Origin of the sequence: Streptomyces africanus, assembly GCF_002150735.1 — a bacterium.
GTDB classification, from domain to species: domain Bacteria; phylum Actinomycetota; class Actinomycetes; order Streptomycetales; family Streptomycetaceae; genus Streptomyces; species Streptomyces africanus.
On the sequence record NZ_MUKA01000220.1, the window covers coordinates 1 to 17363 of the forward strand.

17 protein-coding genes are annotated in these 17363 nt (G+C 72.2%); 12 read left to right on the top strand and 5 right to left on the bottom strand.

All coding sequences use genetic code 11. The annotated features are described in order from the left end of the window. Positions 1-1386, top strand: a 1386-nt coding sequence (locus CCL05_RS25755) for a hypothetical protein (RefSeq protein ID WP_244204408.1), incomplete at its 5' end; no start/stop codon positions are given. A gap of 12 nt (positions 1387-1398) precedes the next feature. Here CCL05_RS25755 and CCL05_RS25760 read toward each other — a convergent pair. Continuing rightward, a complete protein-coding gene (locus CCL05_RS25760; protein ID WP_086562873.1) occupies positions 1399-2712 on the bottom strand; it encodes an ABC transporter substrate-binding protein in 1314 nt (437 codons plus the stop codon). Positions 2713-2829: 117 nt separating this feature from the next. Between CCL05_RS25760 and CCL05_RS25765 the strand changes: the two genes are divergently transcribed. Together CCL05_RS25765 and purU are read left to right on the top strand one after the other, a co-directional pair. Next, positions 2830-3330 (top strand): SCO4402 family protein, encoded by a 501-nt coding sequence (locus CCL05_RS25765; RefSeq protein ID WP_086562874.1) that lies wholly within the window; start codon positions 2830-2832, stop codon positions 3328-3330. A gap of 46 nt (positions 3331-3376) precedes the next feature. After that, positions 3377-4258: a formyltetrahydrofolate deformylase gene (purU, locus tag CCL05_RS25770; RefSeq protein ID WP_010035755.1), complete on the top strand. Its 882-nt coding sequence runs from the start codon at positions 3377-3379 to the stop codon at positions 4256-4258. Between the two features lie 78 nt (positions 4259-4336). Here the strand turns inward: purU and CCL05_RS25775 are convergent, their stop codons facing one another. Continuing rightward, positions 4337-5608: a zf-HC2 domain-containing protein gene (locus tag CCL05_RS25775; RefSeq protein WP_086562875.1), complete on the bottom strand. Its 1272-nt coding sequence runs from the start codon at positions 5606-5608 to the stop codon at positions 4337-4339. Further along, positions 5605-6186, bottom strand: coding sequence for a sigma-70 family RNA polymerase sigma factor (locus CCL05_RS25780; protein ID WP_086562876.1), 582 nt, complete (start codon positions 6184-6186; stop codon positions 5605-5607). Before CCL05_RS25780 ends, CCL05_RS25775 begins: the two co-directional genes overlap by 4 nt. A gap of 362 nt (positions 6187-6548) precedes the next feature. Here CCL05_RS25780 and CCL05_RS25785 point away from each other — a divergent pair, with 362 nt between their 5' ends. Together CCL05_RS25785 and CCL05_RS25790 are read left to right on the top strand one after the other, a co-directional pair. Next, positions 6549-6929 (top strand): STAS domain-containing protein, encoded by a 381-nt coding sequence (locus CCL05_RS25785; protein ID WP_020272191.1) that lies wholly within the window; start codon positions 6549-6551, stop codon positions 6927-6929. A gap of 168 nt (positions 6930-7097) precedes the next feature. Then, positions 7098-7610 carry an EF-hand domain-containing protein gene (locus CCL05_RS25790; protein WP_086562877.1) on the top strand — a complete coding sequence of 171 codons (513 nt, stop codon included), beginning with the start codon at positions 7098-7100 and terminating at the stop codon, positions 7608-7610. A gap of 19 nt (positions 7611-7629) precedes the next feature. Here the strand turns inward: CCL05_RS25790 and CCL05_RS25795 are convergent, their stop codons facing one another. Beyond that, complete coding sequence (locus CCL05_RS25795) at positions 7630-9132, bottom strand: class I adenylate-forming enzyme family protein (protein ID WP_086562878.1); 1503 nt, start codon at positions 9130-9132, stop codon at positions 7630-7632. 89 nt (positions 9133-9221) lie between these two features. On the opposite strand from CCL05_RS25795, the gene CCL05_RS25800 reads away from it, so the two are divergent. The 4 genes from CCL05_RS25800 (at position 9222) to CCL05_RS25815 (ending at position 13358) form a co-directional block, all read left to right on the top strand. Further along, complete coding sequence (locus CCL05_RS25800) at positions 9222-10418, top strand: amidohydrolase family protein (protein WP_086562879.1); 1197 nt, start codon at positions 9222-9224, stop codon at positions 10416-10418. Beyond that, complete coding sequence (locus CCL05_RS25805) at positions 10418-11551, top strand: acyl-CoA dehydrogenase family protein (protein WP_086562880.1); 1134 nt, start codon at positions 10418-10420, stop codon at positions 11549-11551. Before CCL05_RS25800 ends, CCL05_RS25805 begins: the two co-directional genes overlap by 1 nt. 2 nt (positions 11552-11553) lie before the next feature. Further along, the gene (locus tag CCL05_RS25810; protein ID WP_086562885.1) at positions 11554-12435 is read left to right on the top strand and encodes an acyl-CoA dehydrogenase family protein; all 882 of its coding nucleotides are present in this window, start codon (positions 11554-11556) and stop codon (positions 12433-12435) included. A 443-nt stretch (positions 12436-12878) separates the two neighbouring features. Then, the gene (locus CCL05_RS25815) at positions 12879-13358 is read left to right on the top strand and encodes an ATP-binding protein (protein ID WP_086562881.1); all 480 of its coding nucleotides are present in this window, start codon (positions 12879-12881) and stop codon (positions 13356-13358) included. 432 nt (positions 13359-13790) lie between these two features. On the opposite strand, the gene CCL05_RS25820 is transcribed toward CCL05_RS25815, so the two are convergent. Further along, positions 13791-14717 (bottom strand): cyclase family protein, encoded by a 927-nt coding sequence (locus CCL05_RS25820; protein WP_086562882.1) that lies wholly within the window; start codon positions 14715-14717, stop codon positions 13791-13793. A gap of 105 nt (positions 14718-14822) precedes the next feature. Between CCL05_RS25820 and CCL05_RS25825 the strand changes: the two genes are divergently transcribed. The 3 genes from CCL05_RS25825 to CCL05_RS25835 form a co-directional block, all read left to right on the top strand. After that, positions 14823-15740 carry an SDR family oxidoreductase gene (locus CCL05_RS25825; protein WP_086562883.1) on the top strand — a complete coding sequence of 306 codons (918 nt, stop codon included), beginning with the start codon at positions 14823-14825 and terminating at the stop codon, positions 15738-15740. A 113-nt stretch (positions 15741-15853) separates the two neighbouring features. Then, the gene (locus CCL05_RS25830; RefSeq protein ID WP_086562884.1) at positions 15854-17002 is read left to right on the top strand and encodes an acyl-CoA dehydrogenase family protein; all 1149 of its coding nucleotides are present in this window, start codon (positions 15854-15856) and stop codon (positions 17000-17002) included. Continuing rightward, positions 17002-17363: alcohol dehydrogenase catalytic domain-containing protein (locus tag CCL05_RS25835; RefSeq protein ID WP_158102493.1), on the top strand; the 362-nt coding region annotated here is incomplete at its 3' end. The genes CCL05_RS25830 and CCL05_RS25835, both read left to right, overlap by 1 nt.

Here is a 17363-nt window from a genome sequence, read left to right on the forward strand (position 1 = left end):
GGCGAGCTCCCCCCGGAGGGCACCCAGCCCCCGAACCCGTACACCGGCTCCTACGGCCCGCCCGCCGACGCCGGACAGTACGGCGCACCCGCGGGCGGAGCCCCGCTGCCGCCGGAGGGCACGGGCGGGCAGCAGCCGCAGCAGCCCGGCGCGTACAACTCCCCTACTGGCGTGGCGGGTCCTCAGGGGACCGGCGGGTACGGGGCCGGGCCTGCCGGGCAGCAGCCGCAGCAGTCCGGCGTGTACGGGACCGGAACCGCGGGCGGGCAAGCGCCGCAGCAGGCCGGTGCGTACGGGCCCGCCGGCGGGCAGCCGCCCCAGCAGAATGACGTGTACGGGTCCGCCGCCGGGCGCGCCCCCCTGCCCCCGGCCGCGGACGAGGGGGCGACCCAGTATCTGCCGCCCGTCGCCGCCGGCCCCGCCGACGAAGGGGCGACGCAGTACATACCCCCGGTGGGCCCGGGTGCGCTCCCGCCCGAGATGCCCGCCGAGCAGGACTCCGAGGCGACGCGGTTCCTGGGGACCGGGCCGCTGCCGCCCGCCTCGAACCCGGACGCCGAGGCGACGCAGTACATCGCTCCGGTGCCCGGCGGGGGCCAGCAGCCGCCGGCCGGGTTCGAGAACCTCTTCCGCAGCGAGCCCGGCGCCGAGAGCCCGGCCGCGGCCACTCAGCAGATACCCCGCTTCGAACAGCCGCAGCCGCAGCCTTCCTATGCCCCGCCCGGCGGCGGACGGCCCGGCCGTGGTGGCCGGACCGGCTCGCGCGTGCCGGTCATCGCGGCCGTCGGCATCGGCATCGCCGTCCTCGGCGTCGGCGCCGGCGCGCTGCTCGCCGGCGGCGGAGGCGGTGACGACGACGGCGGTGACAACAACAAGACCGTGGCCGCCTCGGCGCCCGCGACGGACGGTTCCGCCTCGCCGTCCGCGGACCCGGCCCGCGCGCAGGCGGTCGAGCTGGACAAGCTCCTCGCCGACAGCGGCGACAGCCGCAGCACGGTGATCAACGCGGTGGCCGACGTCAGGGGCTGCGACAACCTCGCCCAGGCCGCCAAGGACCTGCGCGACGCGGCCGAGCAGCGCAACCAGCTGGTCACCCGGCTCTCCGGCATCACGGTCGACAAGCTGCCCGACCACGCCGCGCTGACCACGGCCCTCACCAAGGCGTGGCAGGCCTCCGCCTCGGCCGACAATCACTACGCGGCCTGGGCCGACCAGACCGCGGGCAAGAAGGGCTGCAAGAAGGGCCAGGCCCGCGTCACCAGCCAGACGCAGGCCGGCAACCGGGCCAGCGGTGTCGCGAGCACCGAGAAGGCCAAGGCGGCCCAGCTGTGGAACGGCATCGCGAAGAAGTACGGCCTGACCGAGCGCCGGCCGACGCAGCTGTGAGGTGACCGGGGCTTATTCGTTCACGTCGGCGTTCTGAAGGGTCCTCGTCGTGTCGACGAAGCCCTTCCGCGCCGACACCAGCCGTCCCTCCCGCACCACCTGAAGGGTCACGTTCGCGTTGACCAGACGCGGGAAGCCGACGGAGGCGAGCTCGGCCTGGAACCGCCACTGAAGCGTCGGCGTGAGCCCGCCCGTGCCGATCCTCAGGCCGCTGTCGAGGGCCTCCGTGACGGTGTCGGCGGTCACCTCACCGCCGCCGAGCGACTCGACGACCTCGCGGAACACGGTGTAGGCGATCCAGGTGGTCTGCACTCCGGCGTCCGCGGGGTCGATGCGGTTGTCGTCGAAGGCCTCCTCCTTGATCACCCGCTTCATCGCGTCCCAGCGGGGGTCGCTCGCCACCGGGTACCAGCCGGTGATGTACGAGCCCTCGTAGGGCCCCGACGCCCCGCCGGTCGCGTCGATCACCGTCTGGTCGACGCTGCCGAGCACGGTGGCCGTCCGTACGTCGGGATAGTCCTCGCGGGCCCGGCGGAAGGAGTCCATGAAGGTGCCGTTGCGGTCGCCGAGCGCGGGCACCACGCACCCCCGGTCCGCCGGGTCGGTGGTCGTCGTCTCCAGTGCCCGCTCGGCCTGGCCGTCGTACTCGGTGGCGTCCTCCGCCGCCCGCTGGTCCCGCGCGGGCCGGTGACCGCCCGCCTTCAGGCCGGAGTCGAGCAGCGGGGGCAGCTGGTCGCCCGTGATGGTGTCGGGCCGGATCAGCGCAACGGGCCCGCAGTCGCCGGCGAGCGCGCTGCCGAGCCCGGCGAGCAGCGCGGGCTGGCCGCCGTTGACGGGGTAGGACAGCGGGCTGGTGAACTCGGCGTTGGTGATGCCGTAGCCGCCGATGTACGGGATGCCCGCGCCCTCCAGGGACGGGAAGAAGGAGTCGGCGTACTGGCTGTAGGATCCTACGACCGCGACGACGTTCTCCTTGGCGGCCCGCCGGGCGCACTTGGCCGCGGCCACGCTGTCGTTGTGTTCGTTGCAGGTCAGCACGTTGAGCTTGCGGCCGTTGATCCCGCCGTGGGTGTTGACCCAGCGGGCGTAGGCGCGGGCGAAGGCGGGCATGCCGGGCTTGTTGGTCGCCTTGGTGTCCTGGGGCGCCCAGGTCATGACGGTGATCGGGTCGTCCCCGGCATCCCCCGTGGTGCCGGGTACGACCCCGCAGCCGGCGAGGAGCGACGCGCACGCGACCGCCGTGCCCGCGGAGAGGACGCCGGATCTGGCGTGACGGGTGAGGAGGCCGGGGAGGAATGTGCTGCGCTTGCGTCGCCTGCCGGTCATGGCTCCACACGATTCCGCCACATGACTAACCCGGCAGTGATCTCCGGTCAATGATCGGTGACGCACAGGTGAATTGCAGGGGTCGGTGTGACCGATGTGAAGGGGAACGTACGATCGATGACCGTGCAAGCTTCGGAGAACTCTTCCCGTCGTGGCCGTCGCTCATCCACCATGGGCGGCATGCCTGTCAATGACATGCCGTGGTGGCGCTGGCGCAGCAACGTGCGCTCGGCGCTGCACATGCTCTCCGATCCCGTGTTCCAGCGGGACGTCTGGCTGGCCGGCGTGGACGGCTACGGCGACGTGACCGACGCGGTGTACCGGCTGGTCGAGGACACCTGGCTGGACCACTGGTCCGCCGAGAAGTACGTCGGCACGATCTTCCGTGACTCGCAGGAGGCGGCCCTCGTCGACACCGCCGTGCTGCGGGTGCTGCGGATCATGCACCAGGTCGGGCCGGACGCGCCGGTCGCCGCGTACCTGGAGCACCAGGCGTGGCCGGAGGCGGTCCAGGCGGCCCGGGACGCGCATGTGCGGCTGGCCGCGAGCGACGGTGACGAGCCGGACGCGCCGCCGCGCAGCCTGGAGGTGCTGCGGATCATGACGAGGTCCGCGTAGCGGGACGATTGCCGGTGGTCTCGTGGCTTGTGGGACCCTGTCCTGCATGAACGAGCAGTCCACCAGCGCCGCGGCCCCGGCCGACCAGTACGTCCTCACCCTCTCCTGCCCGGACAGGAAGGGCATCGTGCACGCCGTGTCGAGCTATCTGTTCATGACCGGCTGCAACATCGAGGACAGCCAGCAGTTCGGCGACCACGACACGGGACTGTTCTTCATGCGGGTCCACTTCTCGGCCGAGGCGCCGGTGAGCCTGGACAAGCTGCGGGCCAGCTTCGCGGCGATCGGTGACTCCTTCCAGATGGACTGGCAGATCAACCGGGCCGACGAGAAGATGCGGATTCTGCTGATGGTCAGCAAGTTCGGGCACTGCCTGAACGATCTGCTGTTCCGGGCGCGGACCGGGGCGTTGCCGGTGGAGATCGCGGGTGTGGTCTCCAACCACACGGACTTTGCGGAGCTGGTGGGCTCCTACAACATCCCCTTCCACCACATCCCGGTGACGAAGGACACGAAGCCGGAGGCAGAGGCCCGGCTGCTCGACATCGTGCGGGAGGAGGGTGTCGAGCTCGTTGTCCTCGCCCGGTACATGCAGGTGCTGTCGGACGACCTGTGCAAGGCCCTGGCCGGGGGGATCATCAACATCCACCACTCGTTCCTGCCGAGCTTCAAGGGCGCGAAGCCGTATCACCAGGCTCACGCCCGGGGTGTGAAGCTGATCGGGGCGACGGCTCACTACGTGACGGCCGATCTCGACGAGGGGCCGATCATCGAGCAGGAGGTCGAGCGGGTCGGGCACGACGTGACGCCGGAGGGGCTGGTCGCGATCGGGCGGGATGTCGAGTGTCAGGCGCTGGCGCGGGCCGTGAAGTGGCATGCCGAGCGGAGGATTCTGCTCAACGGGCGGCGGACCGTGATTTTCGCCTAGGAGCTCGGGCCGTCCCGTTTCGCGTGCGAGTGCAGGTCGTGGGGGCCGTTCGCGCAGTTCCCCGCGCCCCTGAGTTACTCACATCCTGCTCAGTGAAGCCGCCGCGAACAGGACATCCCTGATCGCCTCCTTGTCTCCCACCTGGCCCGCCGCCGCCTCCTGTGGGGGCACGTGGCCGGCTGCCAGGCGGCAGAACTCGACGCCGTCCAGGGCCACGTGGGCCACCTCGTGCTCGGCGGAGCCCTTCGCGGCGGGGGAGTCGAGGGGGATCAGCCATTCGCCGCCACCCGAGCCCTCGATCTCCAGGCGGAGGCTGCGGCCCGGTTCACCCGCTGTCACGAGATGGCGGTGGCGGGCGGGTGCGGCCAGGCCGCCTCGGCGGCGGGCGGCCAGGACGCCGGGCAGCATGCGGGCGGCCAGGTCGATCATGCGGTGCAGATGGCGCGGCGAGGGCGGGTCGTAGGGGTAGTCGACCGCGTCCGCGATGTCCTCGGCGTGCACCCAGCACTCGAAGGCCCGGTCGAGCATCGCGTCGTGCAGGGGCAGCTCGAAGTCGCCGTACGGCACGCGCAGCCCGCCGACGCCGCTGCCGGTGAAGGACACCGTGCGGACGAGGTGGTGGCTCTGCTCCCGCCACGGTGCCCGCACGGCACGGGTGGGCGGGAAGTGGGAGGCGTTCCAGTACGCCTCGGTGCGGGCCGCCGGGGTCGGCCGCCGGGGCGTGACGTCGCCCAGCGGGTCGTCGAGGCCCAGCGCGACTGCGACCAGCCCGTCCACGCTGAGCAGGTGCGCGATGACGCCGGCGACGGTGGTGCGGCGGCTCGTGGCCTCGTCGGCCCGGAACCAGCGCAGCCGTACCGGCGCGTGCCACTCGGCGTCGCCGAAGTCCTGGAGCAGGGCGTCCAGGCGCGCGGTCTCGGTGTCGTACGCGGCGGCCCAGTCCGGCACCGGGATGCGCGGCGGGCGGCGCTCCAGGCAGGATTCCAGGACCCGGGTGCGCAGGCCCGGGTCCAGGTCGAGGCTGTCGGGGCGCTGCAGCAGCCCGACCGCCTCGCGCAGCCGCCGGGCCTCGTCGGCGCACGCACCGCACTCGCCGAGGTGCTCCTCGACGGCCGTGGCCTCCTCCGCCGAGCACGCGGCCAGTGCCCAGGCGCCGAGCAGGGCCTTCAGCACGGGGTGCTCGAACGCGGGCGGTGCGGGCGGCGGCTCTGTCGCGTCACCGGGCTCCTCCACAGCGGGCAACGGCAGCCCGGTGTCCTCGACCGAGGTCCGGGGCGTGGGGATCCGCGGCGGGCGCCCCGGTTCCTCGTCATCGCCGTCGCACGCCTCGAACCGGTCCGGCCCGCTCACACCGCACCCCCGTATCCGGGCGGTGCGCCGGGTGCCTCGGAGTCGTGGGCGGTGGCCAGGAGTTGCAGGCCCAGGCGGAGGCGGCGGCGGGCCTCGTCCTCGGTGATGCCGAGGTCGGTGGCGGTCTGGCGGTAGTCGCGGCGCTGGAAGTAGGCCCGCTCCAGGGCCGAGCGCAGCGGGACCGGCATGGACTGGACGATGTAGTCGGCGCGGGCGGCTACCGAGGCCCGGCGCACGGTGTGCTCCAGTTCCTCAGCCGAGCCGGAGCCCTCGCGGGCGAGCGCGGCGGTCTCGGTGGCGCGCAGGCGCTGGACGGCCAGGCGGTGGGTCAGCGTGGCGACCCAGGTGCGCAGCGGGCCCTGTTTGGGGTCATAGGTGTCCGGATGCTCCCAGACGTGGACGAAGACCTCGCGTGTGATGCCGTCGGCGGCGCGCTCGTCGCCGAGGACGCGGTGGGCGAGGCCATGCACGAGGGAGGCGAACCGGTCGTAGAGCTCAGCGAGGGCGGCGGCCTCCCCGCGGGCGAGCCGCTGCTGCATCTTGCGGTCCCAGCGAGGCGGTACGTCCTTTTTCGCCATGCGGCCCCCTCACCCCCTGCTCGTGTCCCGCGCCCGTGCCCTGTCCAGCCTGTGTCCGACGTCTCCCCGAATGTAGTCGGCACGTTCCGTCGCGCACGCCCCTTTGTGGCAATGTGCGCCCCCTGACCGGCCGCAGGTGATAGAGGACCGCCGGCGGCTCGTGCCGGGTACCGTCGTGCCGCGCATACCCACCCCACCTCCGATCAGACCTGACTGAAGAGGATCGAACAGGATCGAAGTCGACTAAAACAAGCCTCTTCTCCGGGGGATCCGTTTTTCGGGTTGTGTTTCAGGGAACGGCCGCTGGGCAGCCGCGCTGCAAGGAAGCGTAGGGACTGCTTCCGTTTTGGCGATCGAAGGGCGTGGTGGTGACCTTCAAAGTGACCGGCGGCGAGCAGGGCGAATGGGCCGTGCTCCAGGTGTCGGGCGAACTGGATCTGGTGACGTCGCCGGTGCTGCGTCAGCGTGTGCACGACGCGGTGGCCGAAGGGCACCACTGTCTTGTCCTGGACCTGTCCGAGGTGTTCTTCTGCGATTCCAGCGGCGTCGGCGTGCTCATCGCCGCCCGCCGGCTGATCCGCTCCTGCCAGGGCCGGCTGCGGCTGGTGCTGCCCGCCCGGGGTGCGGCCGACGGGTCGCATGTCAACCGGGTCCTCGGCGCGCTCGGCGTACGCAGGCTGTTCGACGTGTACGGCGATGTGGACGCGGCCCTGGGTGACGAGGGCGAACCCCTGTCCGCGTGAGGGGCCGGTGACGCACGGTAGGACGAGTGTTGCCGTTCCGACACGCTGTTGTCCCGGAATTCCCCCGGTCTTGGCGCAAGGGACGTTTTCCCGCGCCCGAACGGCCCCCTCCGTCGTACGCTCCGAGCGAGACGCACCCCACCCGACGTAAGGCGGCCCGAAAGAGACATGGTCAGCAGCGAGTACGAGCGCAGGATCGCCGCCCGGTTCGCCACCTTCGACCAGGACGGCAACGGCTACATCGACCGCGAGGACTTCTACGGCGCGGCCAAGGCGCTGCTCACGGAGTTCGCCGTGGCGGCCCGGTCCGACAAGGGACAGGCGCTGTACGGCGGCGCCGAGGCGTTCTGGCAGGGCATGGCCGGGATTGCGGACCGCGACGGCGACCAGCGCATCACGCGCGAGGAGTTCGTCACCGGTGCGGTCAAGCGGCTGCGCGACAACCCCGACCGGTTCGCCGAGATCGCCCGTCCCTTCCTGCACGCGTCCCTGGACGTCGCCGACGCCGACGGTGACGGCGCGGCGACGGTCGAGGAGGCCGCCCGTGTCCTGAAGTGCCTCGGCGTCCCCGAGGACATCGCGGGCACGGCCGCCGCCGCGCTCGACGCGGACGGCGACGGCAAGGTCGGCGAGGCCGAGGTCGTCCCCGCCTTCGCCCGCTACTTCACGGTGCCCGAGTAGCCGCCCACGGCGCCGGGCGTCAGGTGCCCGCATAGCGCTCGCGCAGCTTGTACTTCAGCACCTTCCGCAGGGTCTCGCCCCGCGGAAGGGCCTCCACCACCTCGAGCCGCTCGGGCAGTTTGTGCACGGACAGTCCCTCGGCGCGCAGGAAGGCGGTCACGGCCGCGAGCGTCAGGGCTCCGGCCCCCGGGCGCTGTTCCACCACCGCGCACACCAACTCCCCGCGCGCCGCGTCCGGCAGCCCGATCACCGCCACGTCCCCGACCGCCGGATGCCGGTGCAGCAGGTCCTCGATCTCCTGGGCCGAGATGTTCTCGCCCTTGCGGATGATCACGTCCTTCAGCCGGCCGGTGAGGACCAGGTGCCCGGTCTGCGTCAGCCGTCCGAGGTCGCCGGTGCGCAGGAACCCGTCCTCGTCGAAGGCCTCGGCCGTCTGCCCCGGGTCCAGATAGCCCCGGCACACCGCCTCCCCGCGCAACCGCACCTCCCCGTCCACGATCCGTATCTCCATGCCCTCCGGCGGCCGCCCCTCGGTCGTCGCCAGCAGCTCGGGGGTGTCGTCCGGCGCCCCCATGGTGATCATCGGTACCTCGGTCATGCCGTAGCCGTGGGTGAGCTGCACGCCCATCTCGCTGATTACGTCGTCATACAGCTCCGGCGGCTTGGGCGCCCCGCCGCCCGCCAGCAGCCGCAGTGACGGGACGACCGGAACCCCCGGCTGTTTGCGCTGCTCCGCCAGGAACATCGAGTAGAACGCCGTCGACCCGCCCGCCAGCGTCACCCCGTGCCGCCGGTAGGCCTCCAGCGCGTCCGGCAGCGCGAACTGCTCGAACAGCACCGCCGGGAAGCCGTACAGCAGCAGCATCACCGTGTAGTCGGGCCCGCCGATGTGGGCGTACGGGAAGGCGATCGAGCCCACGTCGTCCGCCGAGGGGCGCAGCGCGTGGGCGAGGCAGGAGCCGCCCGCGAGCAGGGAACGGTCCGTGTGCAGTACGCCCTTGGGGTCGGAGGTCGTGCCGGACGTCCAGTAGATCCAGCGGACGGCGGTGCCGTCCGAGGGCGGGGGAGGCAGCACGGACGGATCGCCGTCGGGCAGGTCGTCGTAGGCCTCGAAGACGCCCCGCGCGCCGAGCCGCCGGGCCATCTCCGTGTGGTCGAAGCCCCGCCACACGCCCGGCACCGCGAAGAACTCCGCCTTCGACTCGCGCAGCGCGAAGCCGACCTCGCGGTCCCGGTGGAAGGGGATCACCGGGGTCTGCACGGCGCCGAGGCGGGCCAGCGCGAAGGAGAGCAGGGCCGTCTCGATACGGGTGGGCAGCTGCCAGGCGACCACCGTGCCGGGGCGTACGCCCATGCCGTACAGGCCGGCCGCGACCCGCTCGGCACGCGTACGCAGGGCGCCGAAGGTGAGCACGCGGTCGTCCTGGAGGAAGAGCGGGCGGCCGGGGGTGAGGGCGGCGCGGCGGGCGAGAAGCTCCCACAGGGTGCGGGACGAACTCAGGGCGTGCGGGGTCTCGGTCACGGCTGCCCCCTGCTGCTTGGCTGACGGGTCGTCAGGTGGGATGCTATCTGACGCTGCATCAGATAAGTACCGTCCGGCGGAGGGGACCCATGGCGACCGAACTGCCCCGCATCATCAGCGTCGACGACCACGTGATCGAGCCCGCCCACCTCTTCGACACCTGGCTGCCCGCCAAGTACCGCGACCGCGGGCCGAAGGCGCTGACCGCCGGGATCGGTGAACTCGCCTACGTCGGCGGCAAGTACCGCATCACGATGGACCCGGACGGCCCGCCCACCGACTGGTGGATCTACGAGGACCTGAAGTTCCCGTACAAGCGCAACATCGCCGCCGTCGGCTTCGACCGCGACGAGATGACCCTGGAGGGCATCACCCGCGAGGAGATGCGGCCCGGCTGCTGGGACCCCGCGGAGCGTCTGAAGGACATGGACCTCAACCATGTCGAGGCCAGCCTCTGCTTCCCCTCCTTCCCCCGTTTCTGCGGCCAGACCTTCGCCGAGGCGCACGACAAGGAGGTCGCCCTGGCCTGCGTGCGCGCCTACAACGACTGGATGGTGGAGGAGTGGTGCGGGGACAGCGGCGGGCGGCTCATCCCGCTGTGCCTGATCCCGCTGTGGGACGTCGGCCTGGCGGTCGAGGAGATCCGGCGCAACGCCGCGCGCGGGGTGAAGGCCGTCACCTTCTCCGAGATCCCCACCCACCTCGGGCTGCCGTCCATCCACTCCGGCTACTGGGACCCGTTCTTCGCGGTCTGCCAGGAGACCGGGACGGTCGTCAACATGCACATCGGTTCCTCGTCCCAGATGCCGGCCGCCTCCCCGGACGCCCCGCCCGCCGTCCAGGCCTCGCTCAGCTTCAACAACGCGATGGCCTCGATGATGGACTTCCTCTTCAGCGGGGTCCTGGTGCGCTTCCCGCACCTCAAACTCGCCTACTCCGAAGGCCAGATGGGCTGGGTCCCGTACGCCCTGGAGCGCGCCGACGACGTCTGGGAGGAGCACCGCGCCTGGGGTGGCGTCCGCGACACGATCCCCGAGCCGCCCTCGACGTACTACTACCGGCAGATCTTCTGCTGCTTCTTCCGCGACAAGCACGGAGTGGCGTCGATCGACGTGGTCGGCCGCGACAACGCCACCTTCGAGACCGACTACCCGCACGTCGACTCGACCTTCCCGCACACCAAGGAGGTCGCCCTCGACCATGTGAAGGGCCTCGACGACGAGACGGTCTACAAGCTGATGCGCGGCAACGCGATCCGGATGCTGGACCTGGACCTCGACCGCTGATGGACCTGTCGGACACGCCCGAGGAGGAGCAGTTCCGGGCCCGGCTGCGGGAGTGGCTCGCGAAGACGCTCCCCGGCCTCCCGCCCGCGCCGTCCCCCGACGACTGGCCGGGGCGGCGGGCGTACGACCTCGGCTGGCAGCGCAGGCTCCACGACGCCGGATACGCCGACGTCCACTGGGACGCCTCCCCGGCCACCCGCCTGATCTTCCTGGAGGAGACCGAGAAGGCGGGCGCGCCCTACGTGGGCGCCAACTTCGTGGGGCTGCTGCACGCCGGGCCGACGATCGCCGCCGAGGGCACGGACGAGCAGCGGGCGCGCTGGCTGCCGCCGATCCTGCGCGGCGAGGAGGTCTGGTGCCAGGGCTTCAGCGAACCGGACGCCGGCTCCGACCTCGCGGCCCTGCGCACGCGCGCGTGGCGCGACGGCGACACCTACGTCGTGACCGGCTCCAAGATCTGGACCTCCCACGCGGAAGTCGCCGACTGGTGCGAGCTGTTGGTCCGCACCGACCCGGAGGCGCCCAGGCACCGGGGCATCACCTGGCTCGCGATGCCCATGGACGCGCCCGGCATCACCGTACGGCCGCTGCGCACGCTCGCGGGCTCGGCCGAGTTCGCCGAGGTCTTCCTCGACGAGGTGCGGGTGCCGGCCCGGAACCGGGTCGGGGACGAGAACGACGGCTGGCGCGTGACCATGGTGACGCTGTCCTTCGAACGCGGCACGGCCTTCGCCGGCGAGGTCGTCGCCTGCCGCCGCGTCCTCGGCGAACTGGCCGTCGCCGCCCGCGAGAACGGCCGCTGGGACGACTCCGCACTGCGGCGCCGGCTGGGCAGGCTGCACGCCGAGTTCCGGGCGCTGTGGCGGCTGACGCAGTGGAACGTGAGCGCGGCGCAGGCGTCGGGCGGCGTGCCGGGCGCCGGAGGCTCGGTCTTCAAGCTGCGGTACTCGCACGCCCGCCAGGAGCTCTACGACGCCGCCGCCGAGGTCCTGGGCGCCGACTGCCTCGACCTGGACCGCCCCTGGACGCCGGCCCGCCTCTCCTCCCTCTCGTACACCATCGCCGCCGGCACCTCGCAGATCCAGCACAGCATCATCGCCGAGCGGATCCTCGGCCTGCCGAAGGGACGGTGACCGTGCGCTTCCGGCTGACGGACGACCAGCGGGCCGTGCGGGACGCCATGCGGCAGCTGCTGGCGCGGCACTTCGACGGGACGGCGCTGCGGGCCGCCGCGCAGGGCCCCGCCCGGCTCGACCGGGAGCTGTGGCGGGCCCTCGGCGACGCCGGGTTCTTCGCGCTGCGGTTGCCCCAGGCGCAGGGCGGGGTGGGACTCGGGCTGCCGGAGGCGGTGTTGGTGTTCGAGGAGGCGGGGCGGGCGCTGCTGCCCGGGCCCTTGGCCGCCACCCATCTCGCGGCCGGTGTGGTGCCGGGAGCCGCCACCGGGGAGACGGTCGTCGCGGCCGTGGACGGCGGGCTCGTGGAGTGGCCGGCGCAGGCCGACGTCGTACGCGGTGACGCCGCCGGAGCCGTGCCGGTGCGCTCCCTCGACCCGCTGACGCCCCTGCACCGCGTGCCCGGCGGCACGGCGGCGGAACCGGACCCGGTCGCCGTCCTCCTCACCGCCGCCGAGCAGCTCGGCACGGCCGGCCGCGTCTGCGAACTGGCGGTGCAACACGCCCGGGCGCGCGAACAGTTCGGACGGCCCGTCGGGAGCTTCCAGGCGGTGGCACACCTGTGCGCCGGGATGCTGGTCCGGTCGGAGACGGCCCGCGCGGCGGTGTACGCGGCGGCCGTCACCGCCGACCCGGTCGACATCGCCGCCGCCCGTCTGCTCGCCGACGAGGCCGCCGTGCGCGGCGCCCGCGACTGTCTCCAGGTGCACGGCGGCATGGGCTTCACCTGGGAGTCCGAGGTCCATCTCCATCTGAAGCGCGCATGGGTTCGAACCCAGCGTGCGGGTGGAGTCACGGAGAGTGAGGAGATTCTCGCGGCTGCTCTGGCGGCCGGAGGGGCCTGACAGGCCGCCTGGCTGCGGTGTCGCCGAATATGCCCGTGGGGATGTCGCGGATCGTGGCATCCCGTGATCACGGAGCGTTGATACCGGCTTGTGTCCCCGGAGCGACTCGTCACGGCCCGGAGTCGACTGCGGGCTCCGGTACCTTGTGTGGGATGCGAGTGGTTCTGAGCGCGGTACGACCCAGTAGCGCCGCCTGTTCGACTCCCCGCAGCGAGCGTCGCACAGTATGCCGCACGGGTACTCCTTCGCGCTGGAATATGCCCGAAGCGCTTGTTGGGGTGACTGTACGTCAACCATGCTGTCCCACAAGGGATTCACGTTGCGTGATCCTCGTCCCGGCCGTTGTTCTGGCCATGCAGAAAATGGCTACGATCGTGGCCCTCGTGAGGCGCGAGCCTAAGTGTCCGCCGGTTCGGATGGTGTGAGCGGTGCAGGTGCTTCAAGTGCAGCTGGAGATCCGGCCCGACCCCGCAGAAGTGGGGCGGGCCCGGCGGTGGGCCCGCTCCCGCCTGGCCGGGTCGGGTATACAGGCCGACGAGCCGCTCGCCGAGACCCTGATCCTGCTCGTCTCCGAGCTGGTCACCAACGCCGTGGTGCACACCGGCCGGCCCGCCGTGCTGCGACTGTCCCTGCCCTGTGCGGTGACGGAGGGGGTCACCGTCCGCCTCGAGGTCGCCGACCGCAGCGGCCGGGCCCCCGTGCCCCGGTGTGCGGACGACGACGCGACCGGCGGCCGGGGCCTCGCCCTCGTCGACGGCCTCGCCGACCGCTGGGGCTGGAGCGTCGAGAGCACCGGCAAGCGCATCTGGTGCGAACTGGACCGGTGTACGAAGTCCCCCGAGGTCACGGCGGCGTGCGGGGGCGGCGCGGTGGCGTACGGCGGCGGGGCCGCCATGGAGGGGTTGGCCTACGAGGCCGTGTGAGCCGGCCTGGGGCGGTGTACGGCGGCACATGCCGCGCGGTGTTGCGGCGGGGCCGGGGCACGGTCGCACGGTAGATCCGCCGTTTTCGTCATGGCATGCGGCGATGCGCCGGGACGTGCTTCCGTGCGCGCCCACGGTGAAAGCCGCATGAGCGACAAATCCCCGAATGGGTGTTGACGCCTCGTGACCATGTGCTCACGCTTGTGGGCAGCGATTCGCCGTGAGGGGACGGCGAGGGCCGGCGACGGCGGCCCTCGGCGAGTGTGAGTCGTGACTCGGCGTCGGCTCCCTGTTCAGGGCCACGGGAGCCGGGGCGGGAGCGCCGGAGTCGGGTGGCGGCGCGCGCTGCCGTGCTCGGGGCGAGCAGCGTGGCGCCGCCATCCAGCCTCCTGGGGTGGGTGGCGGCCCGGCGTGCGGGTCTGATCCCTGGCCCTACAGGATCGCGACCGGGGCCACCGGAGAGCCGGTCGCTCCCGTGAACGGCTCGGGTGTCGCCGCCAGCAGGAACGCATAGCGGCCCGATTCTCCACAGGCTGTGGACAACTTTTCGAGATTCCAGTTCTGGCCCTGAGGCATCCCCATCTCCACGAGATGGAGGGCGTGCACCGGCAGCCACAGGTCCTCCACCTCGGGCGGGAACACCTCGAAGGTGAGGGTGTCGTCGGCGACCGCCGCGACGTCGCGCGCGTGGAACCACTCCGGTGTCCGGATCGACAGCCCCGGCGACGGATACGCGTACGCGTGCCGGTCCCCGGCCAGGCACAGCTGGATCTGCCCCGTCCGCACGAGCACGACGTCGCCTGCCCGCACGCGCGTCCCGGCCAGGGCCTCGGCCGCGTCCAGGTCCTCGGGCGTGACGGCGTACCCGCCGTCGAGCCGGTCCGTGCCCCGGGCCCGGGCGACGTCGAGCAGGACTCCGCGCGAGACGAGGTGCCGGACCTTGTCGATGCCGCTGAACTCGGCGCCGTCATGGGCGGTGACGGAGTGTGCCGGGCGGCCGTTGTAGAGCCTGCCCGAGTGCGAGACGTGCGGCAGCGCGTCCCAGTGGGTGGCCGCCTGGAGCCCCATGGTCACGGCGTCGTCGCTGCAGGCGACGGTGCCCGGGCCGAAGATCTCCTGGTTGATCTGCACCATGACGTGCAGCGGGTCGATCCGGCCCGGGATCATGCCCGTCTGGACGCCGTCGCGCCTCAGGGGCAGCGCGAGCGGGATCCGGCGACCGGTGCGGACCGTCGCCGCGGCCTCCCGTACGACCTCGTCGGTGATCAGGTTCAGGGTGCCGAGTTCGTCGGCGGCTCCCCAACGGCCCCAGTTGTTCACGCGCTTGGCGATGTCGTGGAACGCGTCCGGCAGTGACATGAGTCCTCCCCGGGGCTTGTGTTCCCGTATCTGACGGGTCGTAGAATCTGGAGGTCTGCAAATCTAACGGTCCGTCAGAAACCGTGGGACGGGAAGGGGCCGGGCGTGGGGAACTTCTTGGCAGGCAAGGTCGTCGCCGTCACCGGCGCCGGGCGGGGCATCGGCCGGGCGGTCGCGCTCGCGGCGGCGGCCGAGGGAGCGAAGGTCGTCGTCAACGACTACGGCGTGGCGGTCGACGGCGCCTCCCCGACCAGCGCGGTCGCCGAGGCCGTGGTCAAGGAAATCGAGGCGGCGGGCGGGGAGGCCGTCGCCGTCGCCGACGACATCTCCACCATGGCGGGCGGGCAGCGGGTCGTCGACGTGGCGCTGTCGTCGTACGGGCGGCTCGACGGGGTGGTGTGCGTGGCCGGGATCCTCCGGGAACGGATGCTGTTCAACATGACCGAGGAGGAGTGGGACCCGGTCGTCGCGACCCATCTGAAGGGCACGTTCACCGTGTTCCGGGCCGCCTCGGCGGTGATGCGGGGGCAGCGCGCCGGCACGTTGATCGGCTTCACGAGCGGCAACCACCAGGGGTCGGTGTCGCAGGCCAACTACAGCGCGGCCAAGGGCGGGATCATCTCGCTCGTGCGGAGCGCGGCGCTGGGGCTGCACAAGTACGGGGTGACCGCGAACGCGGTGGCGCCGGTCGCGCGTACGCGGATGTCCGCGGGGGTGCCGATGGAACTGGCGGAGATCGGGGAGCCGGAGGATGTCGCGGCGCTGGTGGTGTATCTGCTGTCCGACGAGGCCTCCCGGCAGGGGATCACGGGGCAGGTGTACACGGTCGCCGGGGCGAAGATCGCGGTGTGGGCGCAGCCGCGGGAGCTACGGGCCGTGTACGCCGAAGGCGGTGCGTGGACGCCGGAGCGGATCGCCGAGGTGTTGCCGGGGTCGGTGGGGGTGGATCCGATGCCGATGCTGGAGCGGGTGCGGGAGATGGAGAGGGCGGCGCGGGAAGGGGAGCGGCCGAACGCCCAGTAGCTCGGGGGTGCGTGTGGTGGGGCGGCTGCGGGTGCGTTGTGGTTTCTCGCGCAGTTCCCCGCGCCCCTTAGGAACCTCATCTCAAGCCCAGTCATCGAACCAAGGCGGCAATCGTGGATTTCGGGTTCGCGCGTGAAGACGAGGACTTTCGGGGCGAGGTCAGGGACTGGCTCGCGACGCACGCCGAGGGCGCAAGCGAGCGCCGTTCCTGGGAGCGCACCCTCGGGGCGGCCGGGTGGATCGGGATCGGGTGGGGTGCGGGCGGATACGGCAATCGCACGGCCACGCTCACCCAACAGGTCGTGTGGGCCGAGGAGTACGCGCGGTCGGGCGCGCCCCCGCGCTCGGGGCACATCGGCGAGAACCTGCTGGCCCCGACGCTCCTCGCGCACGGCACCGAGGAGCAGAAGTCCCGCTTCCTGCCCCCGATCGCCGCCGGTGAGGAACTCTGGTGCCAGGGCTACAGCGAACCCGGCGCCGGCTCCGACCTGGCCGGTGTGCGGACCGCGGCCGTGCGCGAGACGGACGGTCGTACCTACCGGGTCACCGGGCAGAAGATCTGGACGTCACTCGCCCACGAGGCCGACTGGTGCTTCGTGCTCGCCCGCACCGAGCCCGGCTCGCAGCGGCACCACGGACTGACCTTCCTCCTCGTCCCCATGGACCAGCCGGGCCGGATCGAGGTCCGCCCCATCCGGCAGCTGACGGGCACCAGCGACTTCAACGAGGTCTTCTTCGACGGGGCGCGCGCGGAGCATGTCGTCGGCGGTGCGGGCAACGGCTGGCGCGTCGCCATGAGCCTCCTCGGCTTCGAGCGGGGCGTGTCCACGCTGGCGCAGCAGATCGGCTTCGCCGAGGAGCTGGGCAGCGTGGTGCGGGCGGCCGTGGAGTCGGGCGCGGTGACGGATCCCGTCGTACGGGAACGGCTCGTACGGCAGTGGGCCGAGCTGCGCACCATGCGCTGGAACGCCCTGCGCACCCTGGGCGGTTCGGGCGACGCGGGAGCACCGAGCGTGGCGAAGCTGCTGTGGGCCGGCTGGCATCAGCGGCTCGGGGAGCTGGCGGTGCTGGTGCGGGGCGCGGCGGCGAGTGCCGGTCCGGCGGACTGGTCGGCGGCGTCGCCGTACGCACTGGACGCGGCGCAGCACCTCTTCCTCTTCTCCCGGGCCGACACCATCTACGGCGGCTCGGACCAGATCCAGCGCACGATCATCGCCGAGCGGGTGCTCGGCCTGCCCAGGGAGCCCAAGGGAGCCGCGTGATGCGAGGCGTGATCTTCGACGGGAAGCAGGTCCGGGTCGTCACGGACCTTCAGGTGCGGGAGCCGGGGCCGGGGGAGGTGCGCGTCGCGATCTCGGCGGCGGGGCTGTGTCACAGCGATCTGTCGGTGGTGGACGGGACCATACCCTTCCCGGTTCCCGTGGTGCTGGGCCATGAGGGGGCGGGTGTGGTGGAGGCGGTGGGGGAGGGCGTCACTCATGTCTCGCCCGGGGACCACGTGTCCCTGTCCACGCTCGCGAACTGCGGTACGTGCGCGGAGTGCGACCGGGGGCGCCCGACGATGTGCCGGCAGGCGATCGGGCGCCCGGGCCGGCCGTTCCGTCACGCCGGCCTGCCGGTCCA